We start from the raw sequence: 17,918 nt of genomic DNA on the forward strand, positions 1-17,918 counted from the left end.
TAATTAATTACCATTGATATGCTGTAAAGTAAACCGATAGGCTGTGACTTTCATTCAGTTATATCTAACGTCACAAAATACATTCAGTGAATGTGTCATAATGTTGAAATTACTGGTTAATTTTCAAGGAATGTCATGACGGCAACGAACTACCTCAACCAACTGAATCACAAGTATCTTGCAACTCACAAAACCAAAGAAGACTTCTTTTGGGATACCTACATGGGCATCAGTGACGATCATGATGGTTCAACCCTCGCTCAAACTCAGTGGACCGAGTTTCTAAGCTCTGCTGAACAAATAAAGGCTATCGAAGCCCAACTAAAGACCGTCGACCAAATTCAAGATCATCTAGAAAAAGAGAGCACCTTAACCGGGCTAAATGGTTGGTTAGCTACGTTCAAATCGCATGCTATTGAATCGCAGAATTCACAAGCGCTAAAGGCAGACCTCATCAAGTTTGAAGGGGAATTGTTTGAGAAAAAGCAAAACCACGTGATGACTTACGTAAATGAAGCGGGACAAGAAACAGAAGGCTCGCTTCCTGTCCTAGGTTCAGCGGTGAGAAGTAACAGTAGTGAGCAAGTTAGACGTTCAGCACACCAAGCCTTATTGGGGCTAGAACAATGGCTACTTGTGAACGGCTTTATTGAACTCATCAAAAAACGTAATAAGTTTGCCCAATCTTTGGGGTTCAAAACGTTTTTCGATTATTCCGTCGTAAAAACGGAGCAGATGACCACTGAGCAACTGTTTGCGATTTTGGACGACTTTGAGGCACGTACCCGAGATAGTCACCAAAAAAGTCTCACCAACTTGGCTGCGCAAAAGGGTCAAAGCGCGCTCGAAGGCCATAACTTCACCTACTCTTTTGCTGGTGACGTGATGAATGACCTCGACCCTTACGTCCCTTTCTCAAAGTCATTGAGACGCTGGGTTGAATCTTTTGGCCGATTAAATATCGAATATTCTCAAGCCACACTGAAGTTGGATCTACTTGATCGTAAAGGCAAGTACCCAAATGGTTTTTGTCATGGACCTATTCCTTCGTTCTATGACCAAGACACTTGGGTGCCAGCTCAAGTCAACTTCACAAGTAACGCTAAGCCCGATCAAGTCGGAAGCGGCTATGATGGAATCAACACTCTGTTTCATGAGGGCGGACACGCGGCACACTTTGCCAACGTCAAAATGAACGCGCCGTGTTTCTCTCAAGAGTTTGCACCGACCTCAATGGCTTACGCGGAAACTCAGTCTATGTTCTGCGATAGCCTTTTAAATGATGCCGATTGGCTAAAACAATACGCAATCAATGATGAAGGTCAGCCAGTACCTGATGAGCTGATTAAAGCGATGATTGACAGCAAGCAGCCATTCAGAGCCTACCAAGAACGCAGTATTCTTGTGGTGCCTTACTTTGAACGAGCGCTGTATGAGATGGCTGAAGAAGATCTTACGCCTGAGAAGATCACAGAGCTCGCTCGTCGTAGCGAAAAAAGCATACTCGGTTTGGATTGCAGCCCACGTCCATTAATGGCGATCCCGCATCTGTTATCAGACGAAGCCTCTTGCGCATACCAAGGTTACTTACTGGCTCACATGGCGGTGTATCAAACGCGTGCTTACTTCACTGACAAGTTCGGTTACTTAACAGATAACCCTGAGATCGGCCCTTTATTGGCTGAGCACTATTGGTATAAAGGCAATAGTGTCAATCACAATGGAACAATAGAAAGCCTAACTGGAGAAGGTTTCAATGCCAAATACCTTGCTGATGAGTGCAACTTAACACCTGATCAAGCATGGGCAATTGAAGAGAAAAAGATCAAGCAACTGGCTTCTCGTGAACGTGCACAAGTCGCAGATTTAAATGCGAAAATATCGATCGTCGATGGCGCAACTGAATTAGCAAATAATGAAGAGTCGAACGAGAAAATGTGTGATGATTTTGAGCGTTTTATTGTTGAAAAATACGGACGATAATCAACGTTTCCAATTCACTATCACTCGTTGATTAAACCTTAGAAAGTAAAAAGGACGATATCAATCGTCCTTTTGTTTACTCGCCAATAAGAAGCAGTAGAAAATTAATCCAATTTACTTTACGCCGAAGTCTGCAAGCACCAGAACACAGATTGATAATTCTATTTATCTTGTTTTCCGCTACTCATCAGTTACTCTTTGCCTTCACTTAACGCGAACTTTATCTCATCCGATGAAAAACCTTTACGACAGAGCATCGCATAAGCCTTGGAGCGCTCTTTATAGTCATTAAGATCGTAAGACTTTTTCTGTAATTGTTCTAAACAAGACGAGTAGAAGTCCAGTTGCTCTTCGTTGATTAATCGGTCGATTAACGCTGATAACTCGCTGGTGTCGATTTGTCGCTGTTTCAGCTCTTGCTGAATGGCAGTCAACCCCTTCCCTTTTCGCGCGTATTTCAACACCTCTTTCTCCAAATCAGCCTTCTCGGCCTTGATCTGAAGATTACTCTTGAGCTCATGGGCTTGCGGATGCTGATCGATAGCAACCTTGATTTGTTGATAGCTGAAGCCACGTTTTTGCAGTGTCGCTACAAGCTTTTCATGGCTCATGGTAAAGCCTGAATAGTAATGATTGATTCGATCGATCAAGAGTACTTGTTCATCGATGTTTTTATCGGCAGATACCTTATGAATCGCATCCGAAATGACCGAATCGGTTAGCCCTTTCTTTTTCAACTTCTCAATGATGTATCGCGAGCCAAATTCACCAAAGAAGGCTTGCTCAACAAATTGCTCTGCAAAATCCTGATCTGACTTTAGATAGCCGTAACCTTTCAAGTTCCTTAAGGTTTCGTCAATCCAATCTTGATTGTCCGTTTTCACTTTCAGTTTCGCAGTCAACTCGCTCTCAGTCATATCCCTCTGAGTTAAATGCCACATGGCAGAGTTCATGACGCTTTCAATTCGTCGCGCTTTTCTTACCGTTGCTTTTTTAGTATCCGGGTTTTGCTGTGAATCATCCATTCAATTTCAACTATCAAGATTAAGCCTGCCCCATGATAACGTAATTCTGAGTCGAGCGTTGTAAAATCAAAGAATGAACCTTAAGCTAAAAAAGTAAGCTTAGATGGTTGTCTTGCTTTATAACACCAACTTCATCACAACTCCTATCATCATCAAAAACAACACAACTCAGATTAAAATAGATGACATTACAGTGGGTAAAATAACCTCTGTGTTTCGAATTAAATAAACACCACCTCGTAACCAATGTTGATAGTTCCAATCCATCGCCATTATCTGTAAAGTACTACCCCAATAACAAACCTAAGTAATCCAGGCCCTAAGCACATACAGTTAAGCGCCTTAGTCCCAGTAAGAGAATGAAAAATGAATAACGAACTTGATGTAATTAAAACGCTTGAAGAACTCGAGCAATTCCTTATTGCAGTAGAAGCTGGTGGTTTAGGCCTAGAAGGCGTTGAAGGCGTTGGTATGGCGACCAATAACTCTGACGGTCGTCACTTTGTTGCTGTATTCAATAGCAGTCACCAAGTCCTACTTGCTCGTTGGATCACTGACGAAGTTTTTGAAAATGGAAAAGACTTGGTACGTAATGGCTCACGTCGAAGTCACTAGCATGACTAATAAAAGTTTGAGAATTATCTCCCTCTAACGTCGTAAACATAACTTAAAGAGGCCCAATCAAGTCACAGGCAATGATTGGGCTTGCTTTCAACATAGTTTGTTACAAGCTATGATTGCGAGACTATGTTTGGATGAGACTATCGGACCCAAGCTATTTTTCAATTTCGACCAGCTTTATTTTGTAGAGTTTCACGCATTACATTAATGCTAAATGAACAGAATCTATCCTTTTTAGCTAACCTCTCTTAAAATCATATCAATTCACTAATAAATCAGAGGCGACGGTCAAATGATTTTAATCGAACTTTTAAAATATAACACACTCTATTATGTAGATATTTATAATTTATTAAAAAATTGTAAATATCACCCCGAAAAATAATTAAAAATACATTCTATATCAACAACACGATAGATTTTTATTTTCTTTATAATCCAAACAAGGTTAATGATGTGTCGATAAAAAGAACAACTACCGGTAAATAAAAGTACTATCACATTTCGACAATGTTGTTTGTTTAATAATATTAAGAGTTGAACAAGATCTTGGTTCATTACCTGACATACCTACCCGTATAGAAATATTCACTAGAAGTTTACTACGTTACTCTTATTTTTACTTTATTGTAATAGTCATTTACTTTTTATCCTATTGTTTATGTTGCTAATAATGAGAATATAAAAATGTTGATTGTCTATAGGCATTAACAGTTAGTAGTAATCATTTGCTATTAATTTTCACATTAACTGGCTAATAGCTCTAGTCTCAAAATAAAATGGAAATAATATGAAGACATTAACTGAGAAACCTGGTATCTCCCTGATAAAGTCTGGCTCTTTTAATCTTAATGATCTAAGTAAACTACTTAATGTCGAAGGGTTACAAAGTGATATGGCTGAAGTTACCGTGACAAACAAAGCTGCACCATTAACAATTGGTCATTTTGTAATGTCTCCCGGCGAAGAATTTGAGTATTTTTATGATTCAGTCGAGTATAAAGTAGTAACAAAAGGTAAAATCGTTATTCGCGATATAGAAGGCAATAAGTACGTTGCTGAAGTTGGTGACGTTATTATTTTTTCAGCCGATGTTAAAGTCATATTTGATGGAGAAAGCAATGGAGAGGCTATATATACTGCACACCGAAAAGCTGATGTAGACTTTCTACCAAAGAATAAAATCTAATTTCTCAAGTAACCAAAAAGTCCGTTTCTAAACTTTCGACTAATTAAAAGTTTGAGAATATTAAAATAAAGAATATTGGTAATAGAATTTAAGGAAGAAATAATGAAGAAGCGATTTATTGCATTTTTATTATCTAGTTCAGCTTTTTATACACAAGCTAACACATGCGATAACTTACCTAACTATCAAGAGCTAACCAGAGCCTTAAAAAGTGTAGTCGCAACTACTAGCCATGAGGCAAATGGAGGCTTGGAGTTAAATATGTGGGGAACCATAGTAGCAAGGGATGGTAGTGTTTGCGTTGTAACTAAAACAGGAGAAAACTTTGGCGACCAATGGCCAGGTAGCCGTGTGATCTCAGCACAGAAAGCAAATACAGCCAATGCCTTTAGCCTACCGGAGCTATCGCTATCCACAGCAAACCTCTGGAAAGCCACACAACCAGGAGGAAGTTTATTTGGCTTACAGTTCAGTAACCCTGTAAACTCAAAACTAGCATTTAAAGGAAAATCTAAATATTTCGGTCAAAAAAACGATCCAATGGTTAGTCACCGAATCGGTGGTCTAAATGTCTTTGGCGGTGGCCTCGCTCTGTATAACAATCAAGGTGAAATCATAGGTGGATTAGGGGTAAGTGGTGACACCTCATGTGCAGATCATAATATCGCTTGGAAAACTCGTCACGCTCTCAAATTAGACTATGTTCCTAAGGGGGTTTCTAATACTGGTGATGACAATATTATCTATGATATCGATAATGGGTTTTCTCATGTCAATTGTGGAAATGGTGAACAGCAAATAGCTGATAACTTGCCTAATAGTTTCCCTCTATCTAAGAGAAAATAAAATAAACTAGGCCTGGGGCGCCCTTAAGTACCTCAGGACCTATACTGCCTAGAATTATTGAAGTTCTTTATATGGGATAGGCTTTGCCCTGCGGTTACGGACTGCATAAAGTCTACTAGCTAAGTGTTCCAGAATATCGGAAATTCAATACATTATGAATGCTAAAAGCTCTTCACTAGCTCTAATTCTTTGAAAGGCCTCGTTATAAGTTTAACCTTTCTAATCAGGCCCTCAGCAAATGTTTCCAAACTCTTGGATAGGACTTTCAATAACATCGTAAAATGAATATTTCAAAAAAACAAAATTATGATGAACTTAACTCTAATCGCGGTGCCTTAACATTTAGGTTTGGTGATAGTACACCTGTGGGCTTTGACAGTTTTATGACTTGTAGCACGAAGCAAAGTTACCTAAGCTAGCCGCCGTGAAACGAGCTGTTTGATTACTCCGTGAGTAAACATAACTCGTCAACTTAAAGACCAAGACCCGATACTAACTGACTCTATTACTGATTGATTTGCTAAGCACACCTAGTTTCTTTTTAACTCCACAAAACCGCCAACTAAAGCAATCACTTTGGGCGCTTTTCCTTACCGGACTGGTTATCATAACTTGTCTGGAGAGCACGCTCTCTGCAAATAAAGTTACGTTTTCCAACTATTCTATTAGTCAATCAACGCGTCTTGGCACTGAAAGCAGTGATCCGCAAGCCTCTATGGCTTCGTCCGAAAAAATGTCTGAGCTTTATTCCAGCGTATTCGGTTCTCAAGCATCTAAATCACTGTCTGCGCCAACTTCGAGTGCCTGTGACCTGAGCTCTAAAATGCTCACCTTCGCGACACCTAAAACTAGCTGGCTAGTCCCTTTTATTCTTCTGATGGCTGTAGCATTCAGCCTTCCGCCTCAGATATCGAGATTATCTAGAGACAATCATCGCTCTGCTCGACCAACAAAGCACCGCTTACACTTAAAGCACTGTATATTTAGAGAATAAATAACCGGGCCATTACACCCTTTTATTTATTTTTTGGAGATACATTTGTGTACAACACACTTCTAACTAAGTTTGCCGATTGTTTGGCATTCTGCATGCGTACATGCGCGAAAACTATAGTCACTGCCCTACTGGTAATGACGTCATTTACAGCTCTGGCACAAACGACCGGCTGGCTGAGTGTGCCTGAGCACCCGCCTGTAAAGATGCGAATGATGTCGACTGGGGAACAATCCGATGACGGTTCTCAAATTCAGACCGTACTCGATGTCGTGCTCGATGGAGACTGGAAAACCTATTGGCGTAGCCCTGGTGAAGGAGGCATCCCGCCAAGCTGGGACTGGTCTGGCTCCACCAACATCAAATCAGTTGAGTGGCATTGGCCGATCCCTAAATATTACGAGCAGCTAGATGTAATGACATTGGGCTATAAAAAGCATGTCAGTTTCCCAGTTACGCTCACATTGAAAGACAACACCAAGCCTGCAATATTCAAGGCGTCTTTCACCTTTCCGTCATGTACCAATATCTGTGTTTTAACCGATTACGACATTGAATTGCCGATTGATCCACAAACATTGGAGCTCGATGAAGAAGCCATGTTTTTGTTCAATCAGGGCATGAGTCAGTCTCCACGCGAAGCTAATCGAACTTCTGTGAATGGCCTGTACTGGGACAAAAGCAAACAACAATTAGTAATTCAGCTGACGAGTAAAGATGGCTGGGATAAACCTATGGTACTGATTGACGGCGAAGAAGTAATCGACGACTTCTTCTCTCAGCCTACCGTTCATATTACCGACAATACAATGACCGCTGTGTTTGACGTGAGCAACTGGATTGGTGAAGTCGATCTAACCGATCGCACGCTAAGTGTCACTGTCTCAGATACCAACTTTGCTGAAGAGATGACAGCTAAAGTAGGCTCAGAGCCAATCGCTTATCAAGAGAGCAACAACGGCTTTATTGCGATGATCGGTTTCGCCTTAATTGGTGGTTTAATCCTCAATATCATGCCATGTGTGTTACCCGTATTAGGAATGAAGCTAAACAGCATCATTCAAAATCAAGGTGCCTCTCATCGTCATATCCGACTTTCGTTCCTAGCTTCTGCTGCTGGTGTGATTACTTCATTTGCACTGCTAGCGCTTGGCATGACACTTCTAAAAGTAGGTGGTAATGCGATAGGCTGGGGAATCCAATTCCAGAACGTTTGGTTTATCGGTTTCATGCTGATCATCACCTTGCTGTTCTCAATTAACCTATTGGGTTTATTTGAGTTCCGACTGCCTTCAGGTTTAAACACCTGGATGGCGACCAAAGGTGACGATTCACATTCGGGTCACTTCGTTCAAGGTATGTTTGCCACACTCTTAGCAACACCGTGTAGCGCGCCATTCCTTGGCACAGCCGTAGCTTATGCACTTGGGGCAAGCTACCAAGAACTATGGGCTATCTTCATTGCACTTGGCATTGGTATGAGTGCACCTTGGCTAATCTTTGCGCTGTTCCCAAGCCTAACCAAATTGCTGCCGAAACCGGGCGCGTGGATGTTCAAAGTTAAGTTGGTATTTGGCTTAATGATGTTCATCACCAGCTTATGGTTAACAAGCTTACTGACACCATTCATCGGTAAGTTCCCGACCATCCTGCTGGCTCTGTTTATTGTTGTTTCGGTATTGATTTGGATTGGCATGAAACTAGGTCGAAAGGTGCTGATTCCTATCATGGCGACCACGACTCTAACGTTTGGTGCTGTGCTTATCATCGGTAGCGTGACCGCTGATAACTGGGCGACCCCGATTGTCGATGACCTACCTTGGCAGAAATTAGATGCTAAACAAATTCCTCAGTTAGTTGAGGAAGGTAAAACGGTCTTTGTCGATGTAACGGCAGAGTGGTGTATCACCTGTAAAGCGAACAAGATCGGTGTGATTCTCCAAGATCCGGTGTACAGCCACCTACAGCAAGAAGACATTGTTTTAATGAAGGGCGATTGGACAACACCAAGCGAAAGTGTCACCCAATACCTGCAAAGTAATGGGCGATTCGGTGTTCCATTTAACATCGTTTACGGCCCAAGCTACAAACAAGGCACCCCTCTACCCGTGATTTTAGACAGCGACACGGTTGTTCAAGCTATCGATGCAGCGAGGTAATCAATGAAGACTCCCAACGCTAAAGATACAACTGGCACAACGGAAAGTGGCGATGCGAAGCACGAAGTGAAAAAGCAGAGCCGTCTTAAGAAGTGGGGAAAAGAGCTCATCTCAATGATCTTGATCGTAGGCGTTGTCTCTTTTGCCATGGATTTTTATCACAGTAGAAACATGCCTCAAGGAGATGCCATTCCAATCGTGGGTCAATCGATCCAAGGTGAGGATATTGACGTCATTGAGCTCAGTAAAAATGGCAAACCAGTGATTGTCTACTTTTGGGCTACCTGGTGCGGTGCTTGCAAACTAGTGAGCCCCACCGTGAATAGCTTAAGCGATTCACATCAAGTCGTCTCTGTTGCTTTGTCCTCCGGGTCAGATGAACGAGTACAACGTTTCATTGATGCCAAAGAGTATGATTTCCCTGTGATTAATGATCTTTCTGGTTCGATCAGCAGAAGTTGGGGCATCAATGTCACACCAAGTATTGTCATCATCAAAGATGGAAAGATAAGCAGTATCGCAACGGGCGTTACTTCTCCAATCGGACTTTGGCTAAGAACTTACTTTGCATAACATATCTGCAAAATAGATCGTTAGGTCAATTTAAACCAACTAAAGAACATTAGCGCGAGCGCAACTCAATTGGCGCTCGCCATTACAAGAATTTGAGATTAATAACATGAAAAAACTTCTGATTAGCACACTGATTTTAGGCTCAATGATGAGCGCAAGCGCTTTCGCAGAACTAAACAAAGAGCAAGTACAGCAGCTTGAGGAGATCAACCAATTCCTCAAAGAGAACCCTTCTACAATTTCGGGGCTACATGCCAGCTTAGAGCAGTATGTTGCAGGGCAAGCGCAAGCAAAGAAAGCTCAAGCAGAGAGCCATGATTGGCTGTACAACAACGATGCTCATCCCATTACCGGAAACCCTGATGGTAAGTCGGTGATCATTAACTTCACCGACTACAACTGCCCATTCTGTAAGCGTTTAGAAAAAGGCTTAGTTCAATTAGCTTCAGAAGACAGTGATATCAAGGTCATCAATGTTTACCTGTCGTTCAAGCAGCAACAAGTGAGCGGTCTTAATACCAATGCGGCGTTATATGCGATGAAAGTTTGGAAGGATAAGCCAGAAGCTTTCCCGGAAGTTGATCGACTATTGATGGCGAAAAGTGGTATCCACACCAAGTCATCACTGCAAGCTGTCGCGGAAAAAACGGGAACTGAAGCACAATTAGAAACGACACCTGATCAAAGCCAAACACTGCTAACCAACCACCAAACGTTTAGTGCACTTGGTTTAACAGGCACACCAACATTGATGATGAATGGGCAAATCTTACCAGGGTATGTTCCTTACGATCGCTTAAAAGAAATTGTGGATGAGGCTTTTTAATCACGCCAATAAGTAAAGATAAAGCCACCCAGTAAAAACCCCAAAAGCCTACTTGTTTAACTCACAGTAGGCTTTTTTGTTTATCAGTATTTGATCGCAGCGGTTTGAAGTCATGACTGTAAGGTCATCATTTTGAAATAGAAAAACACTCTAAGTGTCACCGTCTCGCAATGGATTCTTAATCTATTCTCGTTAGCCTAAAAGCAGTTCTGTCGAAGAGTGCGAAGACGTGTTAACTCGCGACAACTGTCCTTTGACCGAGCTTGGCTCGGTCTTTTTTAGGTGTTTCAAAGGTGATAGAGCAAGTGCCTAAAGGTGAAAGTCGATAGGAGCTAACTCAATAAACGACAGACAAGCGCACCAGGCTCTCTCAACGCATCCACGTTGTAACTGAGAACGCGCCCCGCCGATGGCGCATGATAGCGGCGGCACTCATTGCCAAACGCATCATATTGAACAGCCAACAAGTCTTCCTTTTCTACACTTTGTAGAAGTTCAACTTGAGGAAGGACAAATCCGCCAATATCAGCACGAATCGACACCACGTTGTTGCCTTCAACCCAATCCATTCCAGGTAATTGCTTATTTTCGAGGTCAGATACTTGAGCAGTTTCAAACATGTCATAGTAAGACAGCATATTAAAAACGCCGTTTACAGCTCTTTGAATCATATCCGGTTGGGTGAATTTACCCATCCCTACTTCGACCGTAATACTTGGGATTCCACTTCGATTCCAAACCGTTTCTAGAATACCGGGATCGCCGGGATCATTGAGCACGCAGTCCGGTCGCATCAGTCTTGCCATTTCTAAACATTGATCAATTCTGTAATCCGCGAACACATACAGCGGGTATACCGCACCACGAGTTTGAGTATGTAAGTCGACGGCAAAAGTAGCATTGTGCTTGAGTAAGCGCTCCCATAAAGAAGCAACAAAGCGCTCGGCTGCTAAGCCATGCGGGTCTCCGGGGAAAAGTCGATTGAGGTTCGCAGGGCAAGAACCCGGATCCGAAGAGATGAAGTCTCGGCTATGGTTTAGTAAACCTGACAGATTCACCGTTGGTACAACGGTCACAGTCCCTTTCAGCTCTTTCCCCACTAAATCTCGGATGATTTGCTGTGCAGCTAACACACCATTGAGCTCATCGCCGTGGATACCAGCGGTGATCATCAACTTAGGTCCATCTTGGCTACCTTTAAAAACAGAGACAGGCATATTTTTTGGTTGTCCTAACCCATCACTGGTGACTTGAAACCAAAACTGATGCTCTCCAATCGGCAAGTCTTCAACATTCAAAGAGCCAATAACCTGCCTACCTTGTAAAACATCCCCTAAGTACTCTGTTCTCATCCAACTTCTCCATGCTTTTGAACAAAATCTATTCTGTTGCCAGTTTTTGCATCATAGAGGATATCGTAATCAGTACAAGCAGTTAATCAGCCCAAGAGGCGCTACTCGCTTGCTCTCCTTTCCCACTTCCTCAATTTATCTTTCAGATTGAGACCAACCCGGTTACCACTCTCCAATTACTCTACTTGGATAACTATTCACTAATTACTCAACCAATTGAAATAAAAGTGCAATAAAATCAAAACTTAAAAAAGTTCCCTATTCACTGAAATGTAATTTTATGGAAATGAAAGCTTAATTTAGCTGCTCTAAATTAGCTTCATATCAAAACGGAGAGCACTTCGCTCACGGATTTTAAAATACAAGGTAAGTGATTATGAAAAAGGCAGTTCTAGCTTCTGCAGTGGTAGCAGCACTAGTTTCAGGTTCATCTCTAGCAGCAACAGTTTACAGCTCTGACGGTACTGAGCTTAAGATTGGTGGTCGTGCGGAATTCCGTGGTGACTTCATTGGTTCTGGTGGTGCTGAAGTTGAAGGTACAATGGAAGATAAGACTCGTTTCCGTTTAAACCTTGGCGGTAAAACAGAACTTACCGATACGGTTACTGCATTCGGTTTCTACGAAGCAGAGCAAAGCACTGGTGATAGCGAGTTTGATAACCGTTACATGTACGCTGGTGTTGATTTCGATGGTCAAGCAGTCTCAGTAGGCCGCCAAGACATGGCCTCAGTCATCGTATCTGACTTTACAGATATCACTGAATTCTCAGGTGTTCAGCAAGTAATCGACGCAGCTTCAGATAAAGAGGATAGCGTATTTGCATACCGCGGTGGCTTTGATGCCCTTCAGTTAGAAGCAACTTACCAAGCAAACAGTGAAAAAGACTCTGATGGTTACGGCATCTCTGGTGTTTATTCATTGCCAATCGGTCTGGATCTTGGTCTTGCATACTCTGGTCAAGATCTAGGAGCAGGTAAAGGAAGCGCAAACCAAATCCTTGCTGGCCTAGCATATTCACTAGATAACCTTTACCTAGCAGCAACTTACTCAACGGGTGACTTAAACGATAAAGCCGTTGGCCCTATCGCTGAGTCATTCACTGCAATGGAATTCGCAGCACAATATAAAATCACTAAGCAGTTTTCTGCTGCAGCAGTATACACATATCAAGAAGATGAAGCGGCAAACGGTTCTACGGCCGACTCTGTTGATGGCATCGAGCTTGTTGGCTACTACAAACTAAACAGCAACTTCCGTACATACCTTTCTTACTACATCAATGGCTTAGATGAAGTGAAAGACGTAACTACAGGACTAACAACTGAAGGTGAAGATACGCTTCGCCTAGGTGTTCGCTACGACTTCTAATCTAAATTTACTTTAGGTAGATACTAAAAAGGTTGGGCAATTGCTCAGCCTTTTTTCATCTTCGAATATTCTGACCAACTTCATCGATGCTTTTTCTGGTTAAGTGGTGCTAAATCCGTATCATAGGCAAACCACATCAAATAATTAGAAACATCATGTCACAACACCATCCGATCCAAGGCGCTAGCTGGATGCTTACCGCAGGCTTAGCCTTTGCCGTAATTAACAGCCTGACTCAAATTGCTAGCATTCATTTCGGACTGACTTCTACTACCGTTGCCGTCATTCAATACGCCATTGCTTTATTAGCCATTCTTCCTTACTTGAAAACACTAGGTATTCGCCGCGCACTCCAGACCGACAATCTCAAACTGCACGTATTCCGTGTCTTTTTGTCGGTCATTGGTATCCAGCTTTGGATATGGGCGCTCGCTTACCCTGTGCCGATCTGGCAAGGTATCGCACTGCTGATGACCTCTCCGTTGTTTGCGACGATAGGCTCGGGACTGTTCTTAAAAGAAAAAGTTGGTGCTGCACGCTGGGGAGCAACATTAGCGGGCTTCATTGGTGCAATGATCATTCTAGAGCCATGGGCCGAAGACTTTAGTTGGGCAACCTTATTACCTGTTGGCGCTGCATTCTTTTGGGCGTGCTACTCGCTGATGGTGAAGAAGCTGTCATCACAAGATAGCCCATCAACCATGGTGGTTTATCTCCTACTATTGATTACACCGTTCAACATCATGTTAGCCGTGCCTGACTGGCAAACACCAAGTGGCACTACCATTTGGGGTATTCTGGCTGTAATTGGTGTGTTAACCGCCCTCGCACAATGGGCCATTGTAAAAGCCTACTCAGTGGCTGATGCATCCTTTGTCCAACCGTTTGACCATGCAAAATTACCTCTAAATGTGCTGGCTGGGTGGCTAGTATTCAGTTGGGTACCGCCAGGTCGTCTATGGTTAGGTGCGGCAATCATTATTGCGTCTGTCGCCTTCATCACTCACTGGGAAACAAAAAAACCAGCTAAAACGAAGAAAATTTAGAAGGTTTGAAATAAATAGTTCTGATGTCCGTTCTATATTAATAAGAGAATTTGAAGCGAGGTCGTAACCATGAAGAAACCAATCAAGATTACACTGTACCGTTGGGCAGGCAGCTGGGGTCCATTTAAAGTAAACATCCCATGTGGAGAATGTACCCTTACCAAAGACATTCTGAAGGACACCTTTGAGAATGAACTGGCAGATGTCGATATCGAACTAAAAGTGAAAGATTGGTTGTCTCACTGGTGGGAGCCTCTAAAGCTTGGGGCTTGGCACGCTCCTATCTTAGTTGTGGAAGGTAAGGTAGTCAGCCAAGGTGAAGCGCTTAACCGTGGCGTACTCGTACAATCGGTAATCCAAGAGTGGACGAAACGAGATAGCCTAAAAGGCAATATTGTTTACGGTAAAGCGACCTGCCCATACTGCGTAAAAGCAAAGAAAATGTTGGATGAAGCGGGTGTCGAGTATACCTACCATGACGTGGTTAAAGACAGTGCAGCTCTATATCGAATGATTCCTGAGGTGAAAGCGCACATCGGTCAAAAAACGCCAGTAACCGTGCCTCAGATTTGGCTTGATGGTAAGTACATCGGCGGGGCTGATAACTTGGAAGCTTGGATGAAGGAAAACGGTTTAGACAGCATTCCAAATAACGTCGTCGACTTATCTAACCAATCAACAGGCTAATCTTCCTTAGAGAATTTCAGTCACCCATTAATGTTTTTTGTGTCCATCCACAATAGAACAAAGCGATAAAATCACCTATCGCGCATACGAAAAAAGCCTTAAACTTCAACGAGTTTAAGGCCTTTTAAAATTCCGTTTTGGAAAATGGTTACTTAGCCATTTTCTTCATCATTCTCTTGATGAAAGATGCTTTTTTCGGCTTTGACTTACCGTACATTGCTTCGTGCATAATGTTTTTTGCTGCCATTTGACCAAGGTATGCGTGGCCTAGTTCGTAGTTCATGCTGATCTCCGCACATAATCAACTTTCTTGTGCGCGGATTCTACACTGAAAACGCCTAAAAACAAGATCTAAATCACACTTTATTGCGAGTAACCTATTCTTATTACAACGCACCTTTTTAAGCGTAAGAGCGGCTTGAGATATTCACAAAAAAAGCAACTCAAGTGAGCTGCTCTTTATGAATGTTTTACTTAACAACATCCGTGTCAAACTATAACTGTTAGCGACAACGAACGCTTAGCTACGCTTTGGCTGACGATAAGTTTTACCAGCAATCTGGTAAGTCTCTTTTTGCTTTAGTTCGAACATTGTTTCAAAGAACCAAGCGGCAAATTTGATCAAGTCATCGCCTTCATTCATCACATGCTCGATGTACTCTTGCTCTTCACCCTGTTCGTTTTCTTGAAGTGTCACGTGGTAAATACGCTTTTCACCTTCAACTTCAGCTAGCGCAAATTGACCAGTCAGTGATGCGGCAGCCTCAGCGACTTCAGTATCTTCATTGGATTTCAATAGCTCAAGTGCCTGTGGTAGGCCATCTAGTGCACAGATAGCTTTTACCAGTACTTCAAATTCATTTTGCTGCATGTTTTATTACCTATTAAATGGACGCCGGTATTGTAGAAAACCATCTATCCAAATACAACGTATTAAAGGCCGCGTACACAAACATCAGCACAGGAAGCTAACCATATTCGACTTCAGTATCGCCAAGCTTCTTTTTCATTCGTGTTGAAGACCACAGCACCGAGCCCATAGCCGCACCAATCACTAAGTAGAATACACCGAGCTGCAGATGATTCGTCACCCAACTCTCTACCAAATAACCGCCCAATAAACCTGCTAAACACATTTGAATCGAGCCAGATAATGCAGAGACAGCACCCGCTTGTTTCTTATGTGGTTCCAACAACATGCTAATAGAGAGAGGGAATGAGATACCCTGGGCAATGGTCAGCCAAGTAAACGCCCATACCAAGTTAAAGATGGTTAATTCATGTGTCAGCAACCAAACTCCAGACGCTAAAATGATCAAGATTGCAAAGCTCATCAATTGAGGCGTACTAAAACGACGATTCAGAACATTCAATGTCACACTGCCAATCAGCAAGCCCGCCGAAGGCACAATCATTAATGACCCATATTCCGCAGCTGTTAGCCCCAATTGCTCCTGCATTAAGAATGGGAACAAAGACAACGACACCAAACTTGCCATGTAGCTCATCCAGTTGTAACTGGCACTACTCAGCACTTGTTGATTCGTTATTAAGCTTCCGTAGTTCTTGACGACTTGGCTTACTTGGAAACGACTCTTGCTATAAGGGAGCGTCTCGTGAAGAACAAAATAGCCCAGAGTGAATATCGCGAGTAAATAGAGCAAAACAAACAGGAACACCGCTTCCCAACCAAGATGGAATGAAATCCAGCCACCAAATACAGGCGCTATGATCGGCATGATCGAAGCGGTAATTGATATGTAAGACAAGGCCTTAGTAAGTTGTGCGCCATCATAACTATCGCGTAGAACACTGCGCCCAAGCACCGAAGCACTACCCGCCCCTAAACCTTGTAACAAGCGACCAACTTCTAACGCTGTCATGTTGTCAGAAAAGACGACACAAACAACAGTACCAATTAAATAAACACCCTGACCTAACAAGAAGATAGGTCTTCGTCCAACTGCATCTGACATCGGTCCGTAAAATAGTTGAGATAAGCCAAAGCCCACTAAAAATAGTGTGACGAGCAACTGTACATCAACTTGAGTGACACTTAAGTCAGCAGCAATCAGCGGCAGTGATGGCAGGTAAATACTGACACCCACTTGCCCAGTAGCAATGATCATCATTGCCAACAGTAATGGTGTTTTTTTAAAGGTCGATTGGCTCAAAAAATTTCCTTTTCGTTTGTTATTCGTTCAAAGATGAGTTTACATTCAGAGCCAGCAATTGATAATTAACCAAATTGGAATTTGATTAAGTCCCAACAGGAAAGAATATGGATTGGATACTTAACGTAAAAAGTTATGTAAAAGTAGTGGAAGAAGGCAGTTTTAATGGCGCCGCCCGAAAGCTTAATACCACCAGCTCTGCGATCAGTAAGCGGGTAAACTGGCTTGAAGAGCGTATCGGAACTCAGCTACTTAAGCGTACGACTCGCTCGATTAGCCAAACTGAAGCAGGTGCACTCTTTTACCAACGTGCCAAAGATCAGCTCGATAACTGGCAGTCGATCATTGATGAAACTCGCTCGGTTAACCAAACGCCCGCAGGCCTATTAAAAATTGGCGCAACCATCGCTGTTGGGTCTAAATTTCTGGTCCAACACATGGACGATTTCTTAGAAAAGTATCCAGACATAAAAGTACAGCTGATTACCACCACTTCAGGGCAACTGCCTGAACTTGGCTTAGATCTGGTGATAAGTCGCGAACTCGAGCAACTCAACTCGTTAAGCTTTAAAAAAACACCTTTGTTCGAGCACAAAGCCGGTTTCTACGCCGCTCCAAGCTACTTGGCGAAACATGGCTACCCAAGCTGTGAACAAGATCTAGAGCAACACAATTCGTTGATTTGGGGTGAGCGCCCTACTCGTGAGGTTACGTTAACGAAAGGACAACGAATCACATTGAATGGAAACTTTGCGACAACCAATCCTGAGGCTCTATTTCACGCGGCCAAGCGAGGCATGGGCGTATTATTAACCATCAAAGCCATGATCAAAGAAGATCTAAAACAAGGGACATTAGTTCCAGTATTGCCAAATATCACCGCTGATGAGGTGATGGTTTACGCTTACTACCCTAAGCTTGATTACTCGCATACACGAACCAAACTGTTTCTGGATCACCTCAAAGATAGGCTAGACAAAGAACGTAGCACTCAGATTTTGTGAAACTAGTCACAAATAAATTTGAAAAAATATGCAGCGAGGACAATAATAAACAAGACGCATATCACAATTG

16 protein-coding genes are annotated in these 17,918 nt (G+C 42.6%); 11 read left to right on the forward strand and 5 right to left on the reverse strand.

Annotated features, from left to right (window positions below; translation table 11 throughout):
- Positions 1–135 precede the first annotated feature (135 nt).
- The gene (locus tag BTO10_RS04865; protein WP_105023760.1) at positions 136–1,983 is read left to right on the forward strand and encodes a M3 family metallopeptidase; all 1,848 of its coding nucleotides are present in this window, start codon (positions 136–138) and stop codon (positions 1,981–1,983) included.
- A 191-nt stretch (positions 1,984–2,174) separates the two neighbouring features.
- Here BTO10_RS04865 and BTO10_RS04870 read toward each other — a convergent pair whose 3' ends face one another.
- Positions 2,175–3,008 (reverse strand): RecX family transcriptional regulator, encoded by an 834-nt coding sequence (locus BTO10_RS04870; RefSeq protein ID WP_105023761.1) that lies wholly within the window; start codon positions 3,006–3,008, stop codon positions 2,175–2,177.
- 366 nt (positions 3,009–3,374) lie between these two features.
- On the opposite strand from BTO10_RS04870, the gene BTO10_RS04875 reads away from it, so the two are divergent.
- The 6 genes from BTO10_RS04875 to BTO10_RS04905 all read left to right on the forward strand — a co-directional run bounded on the left by BTO10_RS04875 (position 3,375) and on the right by BTO10_RS04905 (position 10,216).
- Positions 3,375–3,623, forward strand: a complete 249-nt coding sequence (locus BTO10_RS04875; RefSeq protein ID WP_004737787.1) for a hypothetical protein — start codon at positions 3,375–3,377, stop codon at positions 3,621–3,623.
- 796 nt (positions 3,624–4,419) lie between these two features.
- Positions 4,420–4,818 carry a hypothetical protein gene (locus tag BTO10_RS04880; protein ID WP_063525268.1) on the forward strand — a complete coding sequence of 133 codons (399 nt, stop codon included), beginning with the start codon at positions 4,420–4,422 and terminating at the stop codon, positions 4,816–4,818.
- A gap of 102 nt (positions 4,819–4,920) precedes the next feature.
- Entirely contained in the window at positions 4,921–5,664 is a 744-nt protein-coding gene (locus BTO10_RS04885) for a GlcG/HbpS family heme-binding protein (RefSeq protein WP_004737785.1), read from the forward strand.
- Positions 5,665–6,753: 1,089 nt separating this feature from the next.
- Positions 6,754–8,817 carry a protein-disulfide reductase DsbD family protein gene (locus BTO10_RS04895; RefSeq protein ID WP_105023763.1) on the forward strand — a complete coding sequence of 688 codons (2,064 nt, stop codon included), beginning with the start codon at positions 6,754–6,756 and terminating at the stop codon, positions 8,815–8,817.
- Positions 8,818–8,820: 3 nt separating this feature from the next.
- Positions 8,821–9,390, forward strand: a complete 570-nt coding sequence (locus tag BTO10_RS04900) for a protein disulfide oxidoreductase (RefSeq protein WP_105023764.1) — start codon at positions 8,821–8,823, stop codon at positions 9,388–9,390.
- 106 nt (positions 9,391–9,496) lie between these two features.
- Positions 9,497–10,216: a DsbA family protein gene (locus BTO10_RS04905; RefSeq protein ID WP_105023765.1), complete on the forward strand. Its 720-nt coding sequence runs from the start codon at positions 9,497–9,499 to the stop codon at positions 10,214–10,216.
- Positions 10,217–10,548: 332 nt separating this feature from the next.
- On the opposite strand, the gene BTO10_RS04910 is transcribed toward BTO10_RS04905, so the two are convergent.
- The gene (locus BTO10_RS04910; protein ID WP_105023766.1) at positions 10,549–11,568 is read right to left on the reverse strand and encodes a succinylglutamate desuccinylase/aspartoacylase family protein; all 1,020 of its coding nucleotides are present in this window, start codon (positions 11,566–11,568) and stop codon (positions 10,549–10,551) included.
- A gap of 376 nt (positions 11,569–11,944) precedes the next feature.
- On the opposite strand from BTO10_RS04910, the gene BTO10_RS04915 reads away from it, so the two are divergent.
- The 3 genes from BTO10_RS04915 (at position 11,945) to BTO10_RS04925 (ending at position 14,670) form a co-directional block, all read left to right on the forward strand.
- Positions 11,945–12,937 (forward strand): porin, encoded by a 993-nt coding sequence (locus BTO10_RS04915; protein WP_105023767.1) that lies wholly within the window; start codon positions 11,945–11,947, stop codon positions 12,935–12,937.
- A gap of 155 nt (positions 12,938–13,092) precedes the next feature.
- The gene (locus tag BTO10_RS04920; protein ID WP_105023768.1) at positions 13,093–13,983 is read left to right on the forward strand and encodes a DMT family transporter; all 891 of its coding nucleotides are present in this window, start codon (positions 13,093–13,095) and stop codon (positions 13,981–13,983) included.
- Between the two features lie 69 nt (positions 13,984–14,052).
- A complete protein-coding gene (locus BTO10_RS04925) occupies positions 14,053–14,670 on the forward strand; it encodes a glutaredoxin domain-containing protein (RefSeq protein ID WP_105023769.1) in 618 nt (205 codons plus the stop codon).
- A gap of 148 nt (positions 14,671–14,818) precedes the next feature.
- Here the strand turns inward: BTO10_RS04925 and BTO10_RS23680 are convergent, their stop codons facing one another.
- The 3 genes from BTO10_RS23680 to BTO10_RS04935 all read right to left on the reverse strand — a co-directional run bounded on the left by BTO10_RS23680 (position 14,819) and on the right by BTO10_RS04935 (position 16,844).
- Entirely contained in the window at positions 14,819–14,953 is a 135-nt protein-coding gene (locus tag BTO10_RS23680) for a hypothetical protein (protein WP_258096996.1), read from the reverse strand.
- A gap of 237 nt (positions 14,954–15,190) precedes the next feature.
- Positions 15,191–15,541 (reverse strand): hypothetical protein, encoded by a 351-nt coding sequence (locus BTO10_RS04930; RefSeq protein WP_004737776.1) that lies wholly within the window; start codon positions 15,539–15,541, stop codon positions 15,191–15,193.
- A gap of 97 nt (positions 15,542–15,638) precedes the next feature.
- A complete protein-coding gene (locus BTO10_RS04935; protein ID WP_105023770.1) occupies positions 15,639–16,844 on the reverse strand; it encodes a multidrug effflux MFS transporter in 1,206 nt (401 codons plus the stop codon).
- A gap of 107 nt (positions 16,845–16,951) precedes the next feature.
- On the opposite strand from BTO10_RS04935, the gene BTO10_RS04940 reads away from it, so the two are divergent.
- Entirely contained in the window at positions 16,952–17,848 is an 897-nt protein-coding gene (locus BTO10_RS04940) for a LysR family transcriptional regulator (RefSeq protein ID WP_004737774.1), read from the forward strand.
- The last annotated feature ends 70 nt before the right edge of the window (positions 17,849–17,918 follow it).

It is taken from the genome of Vibrio chagasii, from assembly GCF_002954585.1.
Taxonomy (GTDB): Bacteria; Pseudomonadota; Gammaproteobacteria; order Enterobacterales; family Vibrionaceae; genus Vibrio; species Vibrio chagasii_A.

What these genes read in the sequence shown, in the direction of transcription:
- BTO10_RS04865 (WP_105023760.1), top strand. Translation starts at nt 136, where the DNA reads ATGACGGCAACGAACTACCTCAACCAACTGAATCACAAGTATCTTGCA.
- BTO10_RS04870 (WP_105023761.1), bottom strand. Translation starts at nt 3,008, where the DNA reads ATGGATGATTCACAGCAAAACCCGGATACTAAAAAAGCAACGGTAAGA.
- BTO10_RS04875 (WP_004737787.1), top strand. Translation starts at nt 3,375, where the DNA reads ATGAATAACGAACTTGATGTAATTAAAACGCTTGAAGAACTCGAGCAA.
- BTO10_RS04880 (WP_063525268.1), top strand. Translation starts at nt 4,420, where the DNA reads ATGAAGACATTAACTGAGAAACCTGGTATCTCCCTGATAAAGTCTGGC.
- BTO10_RS04885 (WP_004737785.1), top strand. Translation starts at nt 4,921, where the DNA reads ATGAAGAAGCGATTTATTGCATTTTTATTATCTAGTTCAGCTTTTTAT.
- BTO10_RS04895 (WP_105023763.1), top strand. Translation starts at nt 6,754, where the DNA reads ATGCGTACATGCGCGAAAACTATAGTCACTGCCCTACTGGTAATGACG.
- BTO10_RS04900 (WP_105023764.1), top strand. Translation starts at nt 8,821, where the DNA reads ATGAAGACTCCCAACGCTAAAGATACAACTGGCACAACGGAAAGTGGC.
- BTO10_RS04905 (WP_105023765.1), top strand. Translation starts at nt 9,497, where the DNA reads ATGAAAAAACTTCTGATTAGCACACTGATTTTAGGCTCAATGATGAGC.
- BTO10_RS04910 (WP_105023766.1), bottom strand. Translation starts at nt 11,568, where the DNA reads ATGAGAACAGAGTACTTAGGGGATGTTTTACAAGGTAGGCAGGTTATT.
- BTO10_RS04915 (WP_105023767.1), top strand. Translation starts at nt 11,945, where the DNA reads ATGAAAAAGGCAGTTCTAGCTTCTGCAGTGGTAGCAGCACTAGTTTCA.
- BTO10_RS04920 (WP_105023768.1), top strand. Translation starts at nt 13,093, where the DNA reads ATGTCACAACACCATCCGATCCAAGGCGCTAGCTGGATGCTTACCGCA.
- BTO10_RS04925 (WP_105023769.1), top strand. Translation starts at nt 14,053, where the DNA reads ATGAAGAAACCAATCAAGATTACACTGTACCGTTGGGCAGGCAGCTGG.
- BTO10_RS23680 (WP_258096996.1), bottom strand. Translation starts at nt 14,953, where the DNA reads ATGAACTACGAACTAGGCCACGCATACCTTGGTCAAATGGCAGCAAAA.
- BTO10_RS04930 (WP_004737776.1), bottom strand. Translation starts at nt 15,541, where the DNA reads ATGCAGCAAAATGAATTTGAAGTACTGGTAAAAGCTATCTGTGCACTA.
- BTO10_RS04940 (WP_004737774.1), top strand. Translation starts at nt 16,952, where the DNA reads ATGGATTGGATACTTAACGTAAAAAGTTATGTAAAAGTAGTGGAAGAA.